Below are 17,023 nucleotides of genomic sequence, written 5' to 3'. Positions count from 1 at the left end.
CCGTCAAAAGTTGCCTGCTTGGGCAGCGTCCTTTCTACGAGCGTGGACAATCGACACGGTGCAGCGCGTTTCACCGGAATTAATCTCAACTCATACAGGTAGCACTGTGACGAAAGACGAACTGCGCGCGGAACTTGAGCGCCAGGAACAACGTTACAAGGATGTTTACGGCGGGGAAGTCACCACCTACGCCGCCCAGCCAGAACCCGAACGCAAACCCTGGCGTAAACGCGCCACCGTTCAGGATCAGGCCTTTACCCAGGAATTGCAGAAGATGGAAAAGGAACTCAAAGCCGAAGAGCCTTGACCGCCTCGGCCTGTTTCCTATCAAGGGTCTGCGTCGGCACCCGTTAAAAGCGGGTGGTAGCGATGAAGCCATTCGCGCCCGTTACAAGCGGGCAGCGGCCACCTCAGCCATCGGATGAGGGGAATGGCTCATATCCGACCCTCTTCTCAGATATTTCATACAAGCATCGAAGCCTCTCGACTCCGCGAGAGAAACCCCTGTGCCTGTTGCCTTTGCACCGAAATTCAATGGCTTGCGACACCCGGCAGAAACCGCGAGCCTGATCTATTGTCAGAAACTAATTCGTTGAAGAATGTTACCGATGAGCAGCTAGTGCATCGATTAACCGTCTTTTCTGGCATAATCGCGCCCCCTTATGACCGGGTCAGAAAACCTTCATGATCGATTTATTCAGCGGACTGGATGCTTGGGTGCTTGTGAGCCTCTTGCTCGCCCTGGCCTTTGTCCTCGCCTTCGAGTTCATCAACGGCTTTCATGACACCGCTAACGCGGTGGCCACCGTTATCTACACCAAAGCCATGCCGCCTCATCTGGCGGTGTTCTTTTCCGGTGTGTTCAACTTCCTCGGCGTGCTGCTGGGCGGCGTTGGCGTGGCGTATGCCATCGTCCACCTGCTGCCGGTCGAGCTGCTGATCAATGTGAACACCGGTCATGGACTGGCCATGGTGTTCTCTTTGCTCGCCGCCGCCATCACCTGGAACCTGGGCACCTGGTACTTCGGTATCCCGGCCTCCAGTTCCCATACGCTGATCGGCTCGATCCTCGGTGTCGGCCTCGCCAACGCGTTGATCAACGACATTCCGTTGGCCGACGGCGTGAACTGGCAGAAAGCGATCGATATCGGTGCTTCGCTGGTGTTCTCGCCGATGGCGGGTTTCCTGGTCGCCGCGCTGATCCTGATCGGCCTTAAATGGTGGCGTCCCCTGTCGAAGATGCACAAGACACCGGACCAGCGCCGCAAGCTCGACGACAAAAAGCACCCGCCGTTCTGGAATCGCCTGGTACTGGTTATTTCGGCCATGGCCGTGAGCTTCGTGCACGGCTCCAACGACGGCCAGAAAGGTATCGGCCTGATCATGCTGGTGCTGATCGGTATCGTGCCGGCGCAGTTCGTCCTCGACCTGAGCAGCACCACTTACCAGATCGAACGCACCCGCGATGCGACGCTGCACCTGAGCCAGTTCTACAAGCGCAACGCCGACACCCTGGGTGAATACCTGGCCTTGGGCAAAAGCGTGGAAGGTGATCTGCCGGAGAAATTCCGTTGCAACCCGCAACAGACCGAACCGACCATCACCGCCCTGCTCGGCACCCTAAAAGGCGTAGCGGATTACCACTCGCTGACCTCGGAAAGCCGCATTGAAGTTCGTCGCTACCTGCTCTGCCTGGACGACACGGCGAAGAAAGTCGGCAAGTTGCCTGGCCTCGGAGCCCGTGAAAAGGCTGACCTGGACAAACTGCGTAAAGACCTGACCACCACCACCGAATACGCCCCGTTCTGGGTGATTCTGGCCGTCGCCCTGGCCCTGGGCCTCGGCACCATGATTGGCTGGAAACGCGTGGTACTGACCATCGGCGAGAAGATCGGCAAGCAAGGCATGACGTACTCTCAAGGCATGTCGGCGCAAATCACCACCGCAAGCCTGATCGGCCTGGCCAACATCTTCAGCCTGCCAGTCTCGACCACCCACGTCCTGTCTTCAGGCGTGGCCGGCACCATGGTCGCCAACAAAAGCGGCCTGCAAGGCGGCACCGTCAAAACCATCCTGCTGGCCTGGGTCCTGACCCTGCCAGCCACAGTGGCCCTGTCGGCCGGCCTGTTCTGGCTGGCATCGAAGGCACTGGGCAGCTGATTTATTGCTGCGACAGAAAAGGCGCGTTCCGTGAGGTTCGCGCCTTTTTATTGTCAGCAATTCGGCATTGCCGGTCTTTTGTAAGAGATGGGTTGACCGTGCGGACGTCATCGCGAGCAAGCCAGCTCCCACAGGGGAATGGGGTGTATCTGGGAGTGATTGGTTGGCTGTTGGGTAGTCTTCGCTGGCAAGCCAGCTCCCACAGGGGAATGGGGTGCGGCTGGGAGTGATTGGTCGGCTGGCAGGCCGCCTTCGCAGGCAAGCCAGCTCCCACAGTGGGGATGGGGTGCGGCTGGGAGTGATTGGTCGGCTGTCAGGCCGCCTTCGCGAGCAAGCCCGCTCCCACAAAAATCAAAACGCCGCAAACCCGCTGTTGACCTTCACCACTCATCAGGCCGAGCGTTAGCTCGCCTGCAGCTTTTGATCTGCCCGCCCCTTCGGGAGGCTGAGTGGAGGTGTGCATCTGGGGATCAGGCGCGTAGCGCCGTGCGGCGAAGCCGCACACATCGAGAGGAGGTGCAGCGAAGCAAACCGTAGGCGATGTCCCCAGATGGACACCGGAGCGAAGGAACGCCGAGCCCCAGCGAGGGGCCGGACGCCGGGGCGAAGCCTTTTGGTTCCTTTTTGGCGTTTGAAAAAGGGACTCGCTGTAAGAGCGAAACCATAAGTAGCCGTTACCGCAGGAATGGATATGTACACCTGAAAGAAATTGGCCAGCCTTCAGACCGCTTTCGCAGGCAAGCCAGCTCCCACACTTTGAACTGTGTACATCAATAAAAAGACCACCTTCTCAAGCAGACTCAATTTCACAAAAGCCCCCCTCACCAAATCGCAGACAAAAAAAAGGGCAACCGAAGTTGCCCAAAATGCCTTGCGTGCTCATTACATCCAGAAAGAACTACGGCTTGCGCTTCTGCGAGTCCTTCCAGATAAAAAACCCAAACCCAGCGAAAAACACAACCATGAGGCTGACAGTCAGCACCCCGGCGATCACCACGTTGTCGAAAAACATGACGGGCCTCCTGGACTTGCCCTGTTGCGATAGGGCCAAGTTAACCAAACAGGCGAAAGAGAAAATTGACCAGGATCAATATCGCCCGAGACAGGGCGCAAAGGAGGGGAAATAACTGACCTGCATCAAAAGATGCAGGGTGTATCAGCGCTTTTTCGGCTTGTTCTTCGACTTCTTCTTGGCTTTACCCAACGGCATCGCCTGCTCAAACGCCTGACGCACTTCATTCAGCCGCTTTTCATTAAGGTCATGAACCCGCTTGGCGCGTTCGGAATCGAGGTCAATCAACTTGTCGTCTTGGCTCATGGTGCTCAATACATCGCTTAACGGGTGTGGCGCAATAATGCAGTCTGACGGCAGCGCTGAACAGCCACCCGCTCAAATCTGAATATCGACCCACAACCCCTGACGCGGCTGATCCTCCATCAACGGCGCCACCGGCACCGTGTTGTCAGCATTAAGCTCATCGCCAGGAATCGCCAGATGCTCCTCGGGATCGTCATCCGCCTCACGGCGCCGCCGGTCACGCTCAAGTTTGCGGCGCTGTTCCTCGCGCAGCTGGAACGCCGCCTCTTCCGGGTCGCGCTGCTGCAAGTCGATCGTGCTTTCGTTGGAGCTTTCCTGCACCGGCACCACAGGCGGAATGTCCGGGCGCTGGCGGATCGGGTCCTGCTGTGAAGTGATCGGCACGGCACTCAAGGGGAGCATCGGAAGCAGCATAATTATTAGTCTCCTGTCAGCAAGCTGTCGGCTGCGGGGATGGCGACTTGAGCCATCGGTCGTAAACTGTGACCCGTTTGGCACTGCAGGCGCTGCCGCAGGCCGCGATCTTTTATCGGACACCACAGAACTCAAGCGTTCCCCAAGATCAAAAGTTCGTAGCGTTCGGCAGCTCCTGCGCCGTAAACCTTTTGGTCTGCAGGTCCGATTCCGTTAAGATAGCCCGCTTTTTCAAGGTGGGAGTCAGGCAGCATGGCGCAGCAGTATCAACCGGGGCAACGCTGGATCAGTGACAGCGAAGCCGAGCTGGGTTTGGGCACCGTTCTGGCACAGGACGGCCGCTTGTTGACCGTGCTCTATCCGGCCACTGGCGAAACTCGCCAGTACGCGCTAAGGAATGCGCCCCTTACCCGCGTGCGATTTTCGCCGGGGGACTCCATCACTCATTTCGAAGGCTGGAAGCTGACCGTCCAGCAGGTCGACGACGTCGATGGCCTGTTGGTCTACCACGGTCTCAACGCCCAGAACGAAGCGGTCACCCTGCCGGAAACCCAGCTGTCGAACTTCATCCAGTTCCGTCTGGCCAGCGACCGTCTGTTCGCCGGGCAGATCGATCCGCTGGCCTGGTTCTCCCTGCGCTACAACACCCTGGAACACACCAGCCGCCAATTGCAGTCCGCGCTGTGGGGCCTGGGCGGCGTGCGAGCGCAACCGATCGCGCACCAACTGCACATTGCCCGTGAAGTCGCCGACCGCATTGCACCGCGCGTTCTGCTGGCCGACGAAGTGGGCCTGGGCAAAACCATCGAAGCCGGTCTGGTGATCCATCGCCAACTGCTGTCGGGCCGCGCCAACCGCGTGCTGATCCTGGTGCCGGAAAACCTCCAGCATCAGTGGCTGGTCGAGATGCGCCGCCGCTTCAACCTGCAAGTCGCGCTGTTCGACGAAGAACGCTTCATCGAAAGCGATGCCGCCAACCCGTTCGAAGACACCCAGCTCGCGCTGGTGGCCCTTGAATGGCTGGTCGACGATGAAAAAGCCCAGGACGCGCTGTTTGCCGCCGGCTGGGATTTGCTGGTGGTCGACGAAGCTCACCACCTGGTCTGGCACGAAGACAAGGCCAGCCCGGAATATTCGCTGGTCGAGCAACTGGCCGAAGTCATTCCCGGCGTGCTGCTGCTGACCGCCACCCCGGAGCAACTGGGCCAGGACAGCCACTTCGCGCGTCTGCGCCTGCTCGATCCCAACCGTTTCCATGATCTGGCCGCTTTCCGCGCCGAGAGCGAAAACTATCGCCCGGTGGCCGAAGCCGTTCAGGAGCTGCTGGACAAGGGGCGCCTGTCGCCGGAAGCACACAAGACCATTCACGGTTTCCTCGGCAATGAAGGCGAAGCCCTGCTGACCGCCGTGAACGATGGCGACACCGAAGCCAGCGCCCGTCTGGTGCGCGAGCTGCTTGACCGCCACGGCACCGGCCGCGTGCTGTTCCGTAATACCCGCGCCGCCGTGCAGGGTTTCCCGGAACGCAAGCTGCACCCGTACCCGCTGCCGTGCCCCGACGAATACCTCGAACTGCCGCTGGGCGATCACGCCGAGCTGTACCCGGAAGTCAGCTTCCAGGCTCAGCCGGACGCCAACGAAGAAGAACGCTGGTGGAAATTCGACCCGCGCGTCGAGTGGCTGATCGATCAGCTGAAAATGCTCAAGCGCACCAAAGTGCTGGTGATCTGCGCCCACGCCGAAACCGCCATGGACCTCGAAGACGCGCTGCGCGTGCGCTCCGGCATCCCGGCCACGGTGTTCCATGAAGGCATGAACATCCTCGAACGTGACCGCGCCGCCGCCTACTTCGCCGATGAAGAATTTGGCGCGCAAGTGCTGATCTGTTCGGAAATCGGCAGTGAAGGTCGCAACTTCCAGTTCTCGCACCACCTGGTGCTGTTCGATCTGCCGGCGCACCCGGACCTGCTGGAGCAGCGTATCGGCCGTCTGGACCGGATCGGCCAGAAGCACATCATCGAAGTGCACGTGCCGTACCTGGAAACCAGCCCGCAAGAGCGCTTGTTCCAGTGGTATCACGAAGCGCTGAACGCGTTCCTCAATACCTGTCCGACCGGTAACGCCTTGCAGCATCAGTTCGGCCCGCGCCTGCTGCCCCTGCTGGAAAACGCCGACGACGGCGAGTGGCAAGCGCTGATCGACGAAGCCCGCAGCGAGCGTGAGCGTCTGGAAGCCGAGCTGCACACCGGCCGCGACCGCTTGCTGGAACTCAATTCCGGCGGCGCTGGCGAAGGCGATGCGCTGGTCGAGGACATCCTCGAGCAAGACGATCAATTCACCCTGCCGATCTACATGGAAACCCTGTTCGACGCCTTCGGTATCGACAGCGAAGACCATTCGGAAAACGCACTGATCCTCAAACCGAGCGAAAAAATGCTCGACGCCAGTTTTCCGCTGGGCGACGACGAAGGCGTGACCATCACTTACGACCGCAACCAGGCGCTGTCTCGCGAAGACATGCAGTTCATCACCTGGGAGCACCCGATGGTGCAGGGCGGCATGGACCTGGTGTTGTCCGGTTCGATGGGCAACACCGCCGTGGCGCTGATCAAGAACAAGGCGCTGAAACCGGGCACCGTGTTGCTGGAACTGCTCTACGTCAGCGAAGTGGTTGCCCCGCGCTCGCTGCAACTGGGTCGCTACCTGCCGCCGGCCGCCTTGCGCTGCCTGCTCGATGCCAATGGCAACGACCTGTCGGCCCGGGTCTCGTTCGAGACCCTGAACGATCAGCTGGAAAGCGTGCCCCGTGCCAGCGCCAACAAGTTCATCCAGGCCCAGCGCGATCAGTTGACGCCACGGATCAACGCCGGCGAAGAGAAGATCTTCCCGCGTCACGCCGAGCGCGTGGCTGAGGCGCAGCGTCGTCTGGCGGCCGATACCGACGAAGAACTGGCGCGCCTGACCGCGTTGCAAGCGGTCAACCCGACCGTGCGCGACAGCGAACTGGTGGCACTGCGTAACCAGCGCGAGCAAGGCCTGGCGATGCTCGACAAGGCTGCGTTGCGACTGGAAGCGATTCGGGTGTTGGTGGCGGGTTAAGTCCCCTGCTCCACCGCTTAAAAACAAGGCCCGCAGCGATGCGGGCCTTTTTTTATGCCTGGTTTTTGTTTTGCGGCTGATGGCCTCTTCGCGAGCAAGCCCGCTCCCACAGGGGATCTGTGGTGTACACAAAATCCAATGTGGGAGCGGGCTTGCTCGCGAAGAACGATAACGCGGTCTTTCAGCTAAACCGCAGTGTTCCCTTCGCGGGCAAGCCTCGCGCCCACAGGGCTTGGCGGCTCAACTACCGCTACCAACCCATCCTTCATTCGCTTCGCATCGCGCACAAAACACCGCGAGGCCAGAAACAGAAACACCATGGTGAAGAACAGAGCCACCGGAATCAGGTACATCGCATCATGCAGGCCGACTGCCTTGAACGCCTCGGTCATCTGCTCGGCGCCTTCCGCCAGCATCGCCGTGTGGGCGAAGTGATCGGATAGACCACCCACCACCACCGGCCCCAAACCACCGCCCAGCAAATACAGCCCGGCAAAGAACAACGCCATCGCCGTGGCCCGCAAGCGTGGCTCGACCACGTCTTGAATCGCCGTATAGACGCAGGTGTAGAAGTTGTAGGCGAACAACCAACCGACGCTGAACACCGCGACAAACACGCCAATCTCGATCCGCCCCGAATGCAGCGCCCACGCCGTGCACACGGTTGAAATGATCAGGCTGAACGCGGCAAACAACAGCCGTCCGTTTGCGACGCGCTGGTGAATTTTGTCTGCCACCCAACCGCCCAGCGTCAGGCCGAACAGCCCGGTCACGCCGACGATCACCCCGGTCGCCACTGCCGCTTCCTGCAAGGGCATCAGGAAGTAACGTTGCAGCATCGGCACCATAAACGAGTTGCAGGCATACGTTGCGAAGTTGAAGCACAGCCCGGCCATTACCAGCCACAAGAACGTCGGCACCGCCAGCACCCGGCGGATCGGCCGATCTACGCGCTCCTGCGATATCTGCACGGTTTCTGCGGCGCCGCGTTTCGGCTCCTTGATGAAGAACATGAAGATCGCGAGGATCAGCCCCGGCACCGCCGCGATGAAGAACGGGGCACGCCAGCTGTCGAACGCCTTGACCATCCAGCCGATGGTGAAGAACGCCAGCAACAGCCCCAGCGGCAGACCCAGCATAAAGATACCCATCGCCCGCGCGCGGCGGTGCGCCGGGAACAGGTCGCCGATCAGCGAGTTGGCAGCCGGTGCGTAACTGGCCTCGCCAATGCCGATGCCCATGCGCACGATCAGAAAGCCCCAGAAACTGCCGACCAGACCGTTGACCGCCGTCAACCCGCTCCACACCGCCAGGCCCCACCCCATCAATTTGCTACGCGAACCGGTATCGGCCATGCGCCCCAACGGCAGGCCGGCAATCGCGTAGACCAGGGTGAATGCGGTGCCGACGATCCCCAGCTGAAAGTCGCTGAGGTGCCATTCCATACGGATCGGCTCGATGATGATCGCCGGAATGGTGCGGTCGAAGAAGTTGAAGAGGTTGGCCAGAAACAACAGGAACAGAATGCGCCAGGCATTCGCCGCTTGGGTCGAGTTCTGCATGGGTCCGTCTCTTTTATTGTTATGAGGCTTCACTGCCCCCGGAGTCTGCAATCTAGTCACGCGCGAGCGCCGCGTCTGCGATCATTTGCCAGCCTGATATCAGACCATCGCACCCGCCCCAGCACAGTGACCCTCTGTGGGAGCGCACTGTGGATTTTTGGTGGGTTCGAGCATCCGACCGGCTGCTGAAATATACCTGCCCGCCCCCCTTCCCAAGTCCGGGGCGAAGCCTAGAATAGCGGCCTTGTCTGCCTCACCGTTACCCCCATCCCTCTTTGACTATCGCCCATGTCCGAAGCCAGTCCGTGTCTGAATTGCGGTGCCTGCTGTTCTCATTTCCGCGTGTCTTTTTTCTGGGGTGAATGCACCTCGGCCGGGGGTACGGTGCCCGACGAACTGGTCGCGCCGATCAGCCCCAGCCGAGTGGCCATGCTGGGCACCGACTGTAAACCGACCCGCTGCGTCGGGCTGGTCGGCGAAGTCGGCAGCACCGTGCAATGCTCGATTTACGATCAGCGTTCCAGCACCTGCCGGGAGTTCGATGCGTCGTGGGCCAATGGCGAAGCGAACGTCGATTGCGACGCCGCGCGGGCCGCGTTCGGCCTGCCGGCCTTGCAACCGGAATACGAAATAGCGCTATAACCACAGCGCTGGAGGCTTAGCGCCAATCGCTATTGTATTAATACCAAAATCATTAGCATCAACATGCCATCACGGCTTGCGCTCGGTGCAAGGCACCTATACTTCAAGACATTCGCCAGCGCGCAGGTCGCCGGCCAGATGACCTGATGGGGCATGGCTATGGATTGGCTTGGTTTGCATTTTGTTACCGAGTTGCCACGGAGCGGCCAAGTCATTCTCCAGTGCAGCCACGAGCCGATTCTGGTGGCCATTGCTTACCTCGTCGCCTGCGCCGCAGCCTTCGCCACGCTGGACATGGCGGAACGTGTCGGGCATGCCGAAAAACCTTCCGCCCGACGGCTGTGGTGCTGGGTCGGCGCCGGTTGCCTGGCCGGCGGAGTCTGGGCCATGCACTTCATCGGCATGCTCGCCTTCAAGACGCCGATCCAGGTCCACTACCAATTGCCAGTCACCCTCGTCTCACTGGCCGTCGCGCTGCTCGCCTCGTGGCTGGCGATGCACACGTTGAGTCATCCGCACCTGAACCTGCGCCAATACCTGCAAGCTTCCCTCTTCATCGGCCTGGGCATCGCGACGATGCATTACGTGGGCATGACCGCCCTGCATTCGGACGCCGTGGCCTATTACCACCCGGGCCTGTTTGCCTTGTCGATCACCTTCGCCATCGCGGCCGCGCTGGCCGCGTTGTTGCTGTCCCGGTACTTGCGCACCGGCAGCGGCCTGTTTCACCAAGTGTTCAAATACAGCGCCAGCCTGGTGCTGGGGGCCGGCATTGTCAGCATGCACTTCACCGGCATGGCCGCGATGGACCTGGTGCTGCCCGCCGGCATACCGATGGCCCTGCCCTCCGAAAACAATCACCTGCAACTGGGCCTGATGATTGCGGTGATCATGTTGCTGATTATCGGCAGCTGCATCAGCGCGGCGCTGGCGGATAAAAAACTGCAACACAAGGAACGCGACCTGCAACGCGTCAATACCCTGCTCAGTCAACTCGACCAGGCGCGACTGTCGCTGCAACAGGTGGCGCACTACGACGCCTTGACCAATCTGGTCAACCGTCGTGGCTTCAACCAGATCTTCGCCGAGAAACTGCTCGAGAAGACCCACGAAGGCGGGATGCTGGCGGTGATCTTTCTCGACATCGACCACTTCAAGCGCATCAACGACAGCCTCGGCCATGACGCCGGGGATGAACTGCTCAAAGTCATCGCCAGCCACATCAAAGGCTCGGTACGCGGTCACGAAGACGTGGTCGCGCGGTTCGGCGGCGATGAATTCTGCATCCTCATCAGCCTGCATGACCGCGAAGAAGCGCGGCACATGGCCCAGCGCATCATGCTGAAAATGAAAGAGCCCATCGAGCTGTCCGGGCGGCGCATGGTCATGACGACCAGCATCGGCATCAGCCTGTTTCCGCAAGACGGCACCACCTGCGAAGAATTGCTCAAACACGCCGACCTGGCGCTGTATCAGTCCAAGGGCAGCGGCCGCAATGGCCTGAATTTCTTCAGTTGCAACCTGAAAAACCGCGCCACGCTGGAACTGCAACTGGAAGAAGAACTGCGCCATGCCCTGCGCGAAGAAGCGGGGCTGGTGCTGTATTACCAGCCGATCTATGACCTGAAAACCGGCACGGTGGCCAAACTCGAAGCGCTGATTCGCTGGCAACACCCGGTGCACGGTCTGCTGGCCCCGGACCGATTTATCGCGATTGCCGAAGCCAACGACCTGATCGCCGAACTGGACAACTGGGTGCTGCGCAAAGCCTGCGAGGATTTGGGCGAGCTGTCCCGCAGCGGCTGCGAAACGCTGAAGATCGCGGTGAACTGCTCGCCCCTGAACCTGGCCCGGGAAGAGCTGGCCGATGAAATCGAACACGCGTTGCGGGTGTCCGGGGTGGCGCCGCAACGGCTGGAACTGGAGGTGACCGAAAATGCGCTGATGGGCAACATCGCCAACACACTGGTGTTGCTGCGCCAGATTCGTGCCCTCGGCGTGTCGCTGTCCATCGACGACTTTGGCACCGGTTATTCGTCCCTGGCCTACCTCAAGCGCCTGCCACTGAACACATTGAAAATCGACCGCTCGTTCATTCAGGACATTCCCAAGGCCACGCAGGACATGGAGATCGTCCAGGCCATTATTGTCATGGCCCACACCCTGCATTTGCAGGTGGTCACCGAAGGCGTCGAGACCCTCGAGCAATACGAATTTCTTGAACGCCACGGTTGCGATTACGTCCAGGGTTACCTGCTCAGCCGGCCGGTGCCGCTGGAGGAGTTGCGGCCGGTCCTGAACGAAATCAACCAGCGCAAACACTCGCGCGGCGTCAGCGCTCTGACTCTGGCTCGCGGTACCCCCGCTCCCCTGCAAGCGCATCCGTTGTGCGCCCCATCCGCTGATCGGCGTGGCTGACCCCTTGCTCGCGGGAGAATGTCTCAATTCGGCGACCCCCAACAAAGGTCGGGTTGACATCATTTAGCCTCCTCACGATTAAAGATCGCCGAAAATCGGCCGATTCATCATGACTAAGGAAAGGATTCCCCCGAGCGAAACGCCGAACCTGGTGACACCGCTTGGGCAAAATACGCGCTTGAAAAGTCGCGAGTTCCTATTCCGTGAAGGTCCGGTGACCCTTTGTCGCCGAGCCACCCAGCCCAGGTACATGGCGCCCAATGACTTCTAAAAACAATCCGGCCACTACGGTTTCCGATCTGACACTGAGCCCTGCGACCAACAGCCCCTCACCGTCGAAGCCATTGATCCCGTCGCGTCCGCTGGCCAGTCAGCAATACCTGTATTTCACCGAAACCAACACCGACCGCATCCTCGATAACCTCGACGGCCTGCGTGACATGGTGTTCCCGCGTCCACCGCACATGGAAGGCGACAACGAACAGCACAACGACCAGGAATTCCCGTCGGTGTGCCTGATCGGCCTCGGTCGCTGCGGCTCCAACATTGCGCTGGATGTGGCGGAGCTGGTGTACAACGCCCGAAAGTTCTACCTCAACGAATTCAACAACGAAGACCGCCTGTCGCCGGACAAACGCTTCGCCGAAAAGGGCTACAGCCCGGCGCAATGGATCCGCAACAACCTGCGCCTGGGGCCGAACAAGGCCACCAAACCGGTGTTCCTGGTCGAGCCGCTGGTGATGCTCGGCGACCTGGACAAAGACATTGCCGGTCGCATCCGCTTCTCGCGCAAGGGCGAAAAAAGCGGCTTCCTGCGCGACTACAGCAAGATGAAAATCATGGACTTGTCGGAAGTCCACGCCGGTGGCGCCGGTAACGCGCCGATCCTCGGTCAGTACCTGGCCAAGATCATCCTGAACAAGGACACCCAGCGTTTCTCCAGCCCCGACTGGAAGATGATTCACTCGTACCTGATCGACAGCTGCGGCATCAAGGCCAACCAGTCGCGCCTGTATTTCTCGATTTTCAGTGCCGGCGGCGGTACCGGTTCGGGCATGGCCTCCGAATTCGGCTTGGCCCAGCAGCACTCGTACATGAACAAGACGTTCGATACCAAACCGATGGATGAGCACGACGGCAAAAGCGGTCACTCCTTCGTCTTCGAGCCGATCTTCACCAGCGGCATCTGCGTGCTGCCGAACATTTCCGACCACCGCAGTGAAATGTCCGAGGCGTTGCACATCAACGCCGGTCGCCTGTTATGCAAATACCTGTCGGAAGAATGGGACTTCTCCTACAACTTCGACAACGAAGACAGCAGCGAAGCCAGCGTCATGGGCCGTATCCGCCCATGGAACGCGATGATGCTGATCTCCAACGACATCATGCGGTACGCCGAAGAAAGCGATGACGGCAACATTCAGAACATCGACGTCAACGCCATGGAAAAGCACGCCAACCAGTACATTTCCCAGCAGATCTTCAACATTCTGACGGCGCAAGCGGTCACGACCGACTACGACCAGAACTATTTCCGTCGCGCCGGCATCGACATCGGCGAAACCATTCGCCTCGACGCCAACGACCTGTTCATGAGTCTGGCCGGCCCGGTGGCGATTGCCTACGCCGAGTCCGTGGTGCCGGAAACGCCACCGCCGAGCAACGACAAGTTCAAGGTGTTCGAGAAAGAGCCGCAGCGCCTGAACATCGACGACTTGTTCTTCCGCTCCATCGACTTGCCGCACTTCAACAAAGTGACCCAGGCGATCGAGGGCATCAGCCTGTTGCCGATCGAGTCCAAGCGTTATCGCGCCTCGCTGGAGCAATACAAGAATTCCGGCTATGACGCCGCCGCGCTGCACGACCTGCACTTCTTCAAGAACTGCTCGTCGGTGGTGTCGATTGTGTCGCTGCCCAAGGATTACAAGCTGTCCTACATGGACCTGAACCGGTTGAAGACGCACCTCAACAGCCTGTTCCCCAATACCACGCTCAAGCGCTATGCGCTGGTGATCGGGGCGTCGGCCAACTTGTCGTTGACCACGTTGATCGCCAAGAGCCCGTGCCTGTCGGACGACTTCCTGACGCTGATCGTCGCGTTCATCAAGCGCTGCTTCGCGAAAAACCCGTACCGCTTCGACGACACGCTCGATAACTCGCTCCTCGACTTCATCATCAACGAAGACTTCGACGAAGACCGGATCGACGACTTGCTCAACGAGTTCGAGAACCCGGCGAAGATCCTCGATACCAACTGGTACGCGATCAAACCGATGTACGAGAAGAAGTACCGCGAGCTGATCAGCGACAAGGACAAGTTTGTCTCGATCAATGACATTCGCCTGTCGCGCGACTGCGTGAAGAAGGCGATCAAATACCTGCGTGAGATTTACCGCCACCGGATTGGCAAGACCAAGGTTATTTCCCTTAATAACCATACCGGCAAGAGTTTTACGATCTGAGGCAAGACCGTTTCTCGGCCATTCGCGAGCAAGCCCGCTCCCACCGTTGATCGCAATCCTGCCCAAGGAAGCCGATCAAATGTGGAAGCGGGCTTGCTCGCGAAAGCAGCCGCCATTCAGCGCAAATCTCAACATTCAGAAACAATTAAGCAGCCCGAAGGCTGCTCGTTAAACTGTTCCCGTTACGTGCACGTCACCCTCATCCAGACCGGGCTGTGGCCTTTCTCCACGGCAACCTGCCAGCACGCTACTCACCTACACACTTTCACCTGACGCAAAGACGCACCAACAGAGTGCAAGACCTCAGCTCGTCGCCCTTTCCTGGATCAAAATCCACGGCGAAACCACCACTGCCCACAGCTCGGGATCACGTTCGAAAAGATCCAGCGCCCGCGTTTCAGACAGCTTGGCGAGTTTGTCGGCGGCCAGCCAGGCAGCGACTTTCTCGCCTTCGTCCGTGGCTACGGCTTCGGCCGCGACAATCAAATCCAGCCCGGGGTCGACCCACAATAGGGCACCCTTGGCGAAGAACGGCTCCAGCTCTTTCCAGGTAATAGATGCGGTTTCACCAAGCAGCTTGGCATAGAGGGTGCTAGGTTCTTGATTCATGGGCGCTGTCCGGAAAAGAAATCGACGCGAATGATAACGTCGGTGGTCCGTCAGAAAAACCCGGATGCAATTGAGTCACCGATTGAAAAGAGCAGGAGAGCCAAGGAATGCCGCTGAATCAAGCAATTAGCCAGCTAACATCCCGCCGCGATTCTGTCTTTTTCTTTCAATAAAGCGACACCCTCAGGTTTTGCCCCCCGACGCCAGCTTCCCAGGCTAACAATTGGCGCTCTACACTGTACCGGTACAGTTGCCGGGGGCATTTTCCGGAGGATATCCAAGATATCTGACCCGGTTCTGCTGCTACGGCACCAGGACTATAAAAACTACAACAGTAAGAGTGGAGCACTATGACTAAGGCTACTAAGCAGATTTCCAAACTGTTTGCCGCTATGGTTCTGGCCGGGGTTGCCAGCCATTCGTTCGCAGCTGACACCATCAAGATCGGCATCGCCGGCCCTAAGACCGGTCCTGTAGCCCAATACGGCGACATGCAGTTCAGTGGCGCCAAAATGGCCATCGAGCAAATCAACGCCAAGGGCGGCGTAGACGGCAAGCAACTCGAAGCCGTTGAATACGATGACGCCTGTGATCCAAAACAAGCGGTCGCGGTCGCGAACAAAGTCGTCAACGACGGCGTCAAGTTCGTGGTCGGTCACCTGTGCTCCAGCTCCACCCAACCGGCTTCGGACATCTACGAAGACGAAGGCATCATCATGATCACCCCGGCTGCCACCAGCCCGGACATCACCGCTCGCGGTTACAAAATGATCTTCCGTACTATCGGTCTGGACAGCGCCCAGGGCCCTGCCGCCGGTAACTACATCGCCAAATTCGTCAAACCAAAAATCGTTGCGGTTTTGCACGACAAGCAGCAGTACGGTGAAGGCATCGCCACCGCCGTTAAGCAGACCCTCGAGAAAGATGGCGTGAAAGTCGCCGTGTTCGAAGGCATCAACGCTGGCGACAAGGACTTCTCGTCCATCATCGCCAAGCTCAAGCAAGCCAACGTCGACTTCGTTTACTACGGCGGCTACCACCCTGAGCTGGGCCTGATCCTGCGTCAAGCCCAGGAAAAAGGCCTGAAAGCCAAGTTCATGGGTCCGGAAGGCGTGGGTAACGACTCCATTTCGCAGATCGCCAAAGACGCTTCCGAAGGCCTGCTGGTAACCCTGCCGAAATCCTTCGACCAGGATCCGGCCAACATCGCCCTGGCTGACGCGTTCAAAGCGAAGAAAGAAGACCCAAGCGGTCCGTTCGTGTTCCCGGCCTACTCGGCGGTGGAAGTGATTGCTGACGGTATCAAGGCTGCCAAGTCCGAAGACACCGCCAAAGTGGCTGCTGCCATCCACGCCGGCACTTTCAAAACCCCGACCGGCGACCTGAGCTTCGACGCCAAGGGCGACTTGAAAGACTTCAAATTTGTGGTTTACGAGTGGCACTTCGGCAAACCAAAAACTGAAGCTTCGCCTCAGTAAGGCTATGCCTGACTGACTGCCAATAAAGCCCACGGCGTGCCGTGGGCTTTGTTTTACGAACGTATAGGGCCGCGCTGGCGTGATCCGCCAGTCTCCCCACCTGAAAATCTCAAAACCGTCATCAGCGGTTCGCTGGCAATCCTCGAATTCGAAGTGGATGCAGATCCACGGGGCTCGAGCGGGAAAATGACTCCACCAGTGAAATGCGTATCAGGTTTTTAGGAGCGCAGTAATGCCTGACATCTATCACTTTTTCCAACAGCTGGTTAATGGTCTGACCATTGGCAGCACGTATGCCCTGATCGCCATCGGCTATACGATGGTTTACGGCATCATTGGAATGATCAACTTCGCTCACGGCGAGGTGTACATGATTGGCTCCTACGTGGCGTTCATCGCCATCGCCGGGCTGACCATGATGGGACTCGACAGTGTTCCGCTGTTGATGACCGCCGCTTTCCTCGCGACGATCGTCGTGACCAGTGCCTACGGCTACAGCATCGAACGGATCGCCTATCGCCCCTTGCGTGGCAGCAACCGTCTGATCCCGCTGATTTCCGCCATCGGCATGTCGATCTTCCTGCAGAACACGGTTCTGCTGGCGCAAGACTCCAAGGACAAATCCATCCCCAACCTGATTCCGGGCAACATTGCCTTTGGGCCAGGTGGCGCACATGAAGTGCTGATTTCCTATATGCAAATCGTGGTGTTCGTGGTGACCCTGGTCGCCATGCTCGGCCTGACGCTGTTCATCTCCCGCTCTCGCCTGGGTCGCGCCTGCCGTGCCCTTGCGAGTCGACTTTATCCAGTGGGATGGTGGGCTACTAATAAGGAAAACATTCAATCCCTGAATGATCGGAT

At 59.2% G+C, this 17,023-nt stretch carries 13 protein-coding genes; 8 read left to right on the top strand and 5 right to left on the bottom strand.

Annotated features, from left to right (window positions below):
• The first annotated feature begins 106 nt into the window (after window positions 1-106).
• Together ACQKP4_RS14765 and ACQKP4_RS14760 are read left to right on the top strand one after the other, a co-directional pair.
• Window positions 107-307: a hypothetical protein gene (locus tag ACQKP4_RS14765; RefSeq protein WP_133837358.1), complete on the top strand. Its 201-nt coding sequence runs from the start codon at window positions 107-109 to the stop codon at window positions 305-307.
• Window positions 308-684: 377 nt separating this feature from the next.
• Window positions 685-2,160, top strand: coding sequence for an inorganic phosphate transporter (locus ACQKP4_RS14760; RefSeq protein ID WP_427634228.1), 1,476 nt, complete (start codon window positions 685-687; stop codon window positions 2,158-2,160).
• Window positions 2,161-3,058: 898 nt separating this feature from the next.
• Here the strand turns inward: ACQKP4_RS14760 and ccoM are convergent.
• From ccoM to ACQKP4_RS14745, 3 genes are all read right to left on the bottom strand, one after another.
• A complete protein-coding gene (gene ccoM / locus ACQKP4_RS14755; protein WP_427634226.1) occupies window positions 3,059-3,172 on the bottom strand; it encodes a cytochrome c oxidase subunit CcoM in 114 nt (37 codons plus the stop codon).
• Between the two features lie 144 nt (window positions 3,173-3,316).
• On the bottom strand, window positions 3,317-3,478 hold the full coding sequence (locus ACQKP4_RS14750; protein WP_427634224.1) for a hypothetical protein: 162 nt from the start codon (window positions 3,476-3,478) through the stop codon (window positions 3,317-3,319).
• 72 nt (window positions 3,479-3,550) lie between these two features.
• Complete coding sequence (locus ACQKP4_RS14745; protein WP_427634223.1) at window positions 3,551-3,892, bottom strand: aspartate-semialdehyde dehydrogenase; 342 nt, start codon at window positions 3,890-3,892, stop codon at window positions 3,551-3,553.
• 252 nt (window positions 3,893-4,144) lie between these two features.
• On the opposite strand from ACQKP4_RS14745, the gene rapA reads away from it, so the two are divergent.
• On the top strand, window positions 4,145-6,991 hold the full coding sequence (rapA, locus tag ACQKP4_RS14740) for an RNA polymerase-associated protein RapA (protein ID WP_427634221.1): 2,847 nt from the start codon (window positions 4,145-4,147) through the stop codon (window positions 6,989-6,991).
• Between the two features lie 185 nt (window positions 6,992-7,176).
• Here the strand turns inward: rapA and ACQKP4_RS14735 are convergent, their stop codons facing one another.
• Window positions 7,177-8,553, bottom strand: a complete 1,377-nt coding sequence (locus tag ACQKP4_RS14735) for a spinster family MFS transporter (RefSeq protein ID WP_427634219.1) — start codon at window positions 8,551-8,553, stop codon at window positions 7,177-7,179.
• Between the two features lie 288 nt (window positions 8,554-8,841).
• Here ACQKP4_RS14735 and ACQKP4_RS14730 point away from each other — a divergent pair, with 288 nt between their 5' ends.
• From ACQKP4_RS14730 to ACQKP4_RS14720, 3 genes are all read left to right on the top strand, one after another.
• Window positions 8,842-9,195 (top strand): YkgJ family cysteine cluster protein, encoded by a 354-nt coding sequence (locus tag ACQKP4_RS14730; protein ID WP_427634218.1) that lies wholly within the window; start codon window positions 8,842-8,844, stop codon window positions 9,193-9,195.
• A 159-nt stretch (window positions 9,196-9,354) separates the two neighbouring features.
• A complete protein-coding gene (locus ACQKP4_RS14725) occupies window positions 9,355-11,613 on the top strand; it encodes a putative bifunctional diguanylate cyclase/phosphodiesterase (protein ID WP_427634216.1) in 2,259 nt (752 codons plus the stop codon).
• Between the two features lie 260 nt (window positions 11,614-11,873).
• On the top strand, window positions 11,874-14,075 hold the full coding sequence (locus ACQKP4_RS14720; protein ID WP_427634214.1) for a hypothetical protein: 2,202 nt from the start codon (window positions 11,874-11,876) through the stop codon (window positions 14,073-14,075).
• Between the two features lie 303 nt (window positions 14,076-14,378).
• Here the strand turns inward: ACQKP4_RS14720 and ACQKP4_RS14715 are convergent, their stop codons facing one another.
• Entirely contained in the window at window positions 14,379-14,684 is a 306-nt protein-coding gene (locus tag ACQKP4_RS14715) for a DUF2288 domain-containing protein (protein WP_427634212.1), read from the bottom strand.
• Between the two features lie 350 nt (window positions 14,685-15,034).
• Between ACQKP4_RS14715 and ACQKP4_RS14710 the strand changes: the two genes are divergently transcribed.
• Window positions 15,035-16,162 carry a branched-chain amino acid ABC transporter substrate-binding protein gene (locus tag ACQKP4_RS14710; RefSeq protein ID WP_427634210.1) on the top strand — a complete coding sequence of 376 codons (1,128 nt, stop codon included), beginning with the start codon at window positions 15,035-15,037 and terminating at the stop codon, window positions 16,160-16,162.
• Between the two features lie 232 nt (window positions 16,163-16,394).
• Window positions 16,395-17,023 (top strand): ABC transporter permease subunit (locus tag ACQKP4_RS14705; protein WP_427634208.1); only part of this gene is annotated, 629 nt, incomplete at its 3' end.

Source organism: Pseudomonas sp. NPDC086278, from assembly GCF_050280905.1.
In the GTDB taxonomy this organism is placed as follows: Bacteria; Pseudomonadota; Gammaproteobacteria; order Pseudomonadales; family Pseudomonadaceae; genus Aquipseudomonas.
This window is presented reverse-complemented; position numbering and strand designations above follow the sequence as displayed.

What these genes read in the sequence shown, in the direction of transcription:
- ACQKP4_RS14760 (WP_427634228.1), top strand. Translation starts at nt 685, where the DNA reads ATGATCGATTTATTCAGCGGACTGGATGCTTGGGTGCTTGTGAGCCTC.
- ccoM (WP_427634226.1), bottom strand. Translation starts at nt 3,172, where the DNA reads ATGTTTTTCGACAACGTGGTGATCGCCGGGGTGCTGACTGTCAGCCTC.
- ACQKP4_RS14750 (WP_427634224.1), bottom strand. Translation starts at nt 3,478, where the DNA reads ATGAGCCAAGACGACAAGTTGATTGACCTCGATTCCGAACGCGCCAAG.
- ACQKP4_RS14745 (WP_427634223.1), bottom strand. Translation starts at nt 3,892, where the DNA reads ATGCTGCTTCCGATGCTCCCCTTGAGTGCCGTGCCGATCACTTCACAG.
- rapA (WP_427634221.1), top strand. Translation starts at nt 4,145, where the DNA reads ATGGCGCAGCAGTATCAACCGGGGCAACGCTGGATCAGTGACAGCGAA.
- ACQKP4_RS14735 (WP_427634219.1), bottom strand. Translation starts at nt 8,553, where the DNA reads ATGCAGAACTCGACCCAAGCGGCGAATGCCTGGCGCATTCTGTTCCTG.
- ACQKP4_RS14730 (WP_427634218.1), top strand. Translation starts at nt 8,842, where the DNA reads ATGTCCGAAGCCAGTCCGTGTCTGAATTGCGGTGCCTGCTGTTCTCAT.
- ACQKP4_RS14725 (WP_427634216.1), top strand. Translation starts at nt 9,355, where the DNA reads ATGGATTGGCTTGGTTTGCATTTTGTTACCGAGTTGCCACGGAGCGGC.
- ACQKP4_RS14720 (WP_427634214.1), top strand. Translation starts at nt 11,874, where the DNA reads ATGACTTCTAAAAACAATCCGGCCACTACGGTTTCCGATCTGACACTG.
- ACQKP4_RS14715 (WP_427634212.1), bottom strand. Translation starts at nt 14,684, where the DNA reads ATGAATCAAGAACCTAGCACCCTCTATGCCAAGCTGCTTGGTGAAACC.
- ACQKP4_RS14710 (WP_427634210.1), top strand. Translation starts at nt 15,035, where the DNA reads ATGACTAAGGCTACTAAGCAGATTTCCAAACTGTTTGCCGCTATGGTT.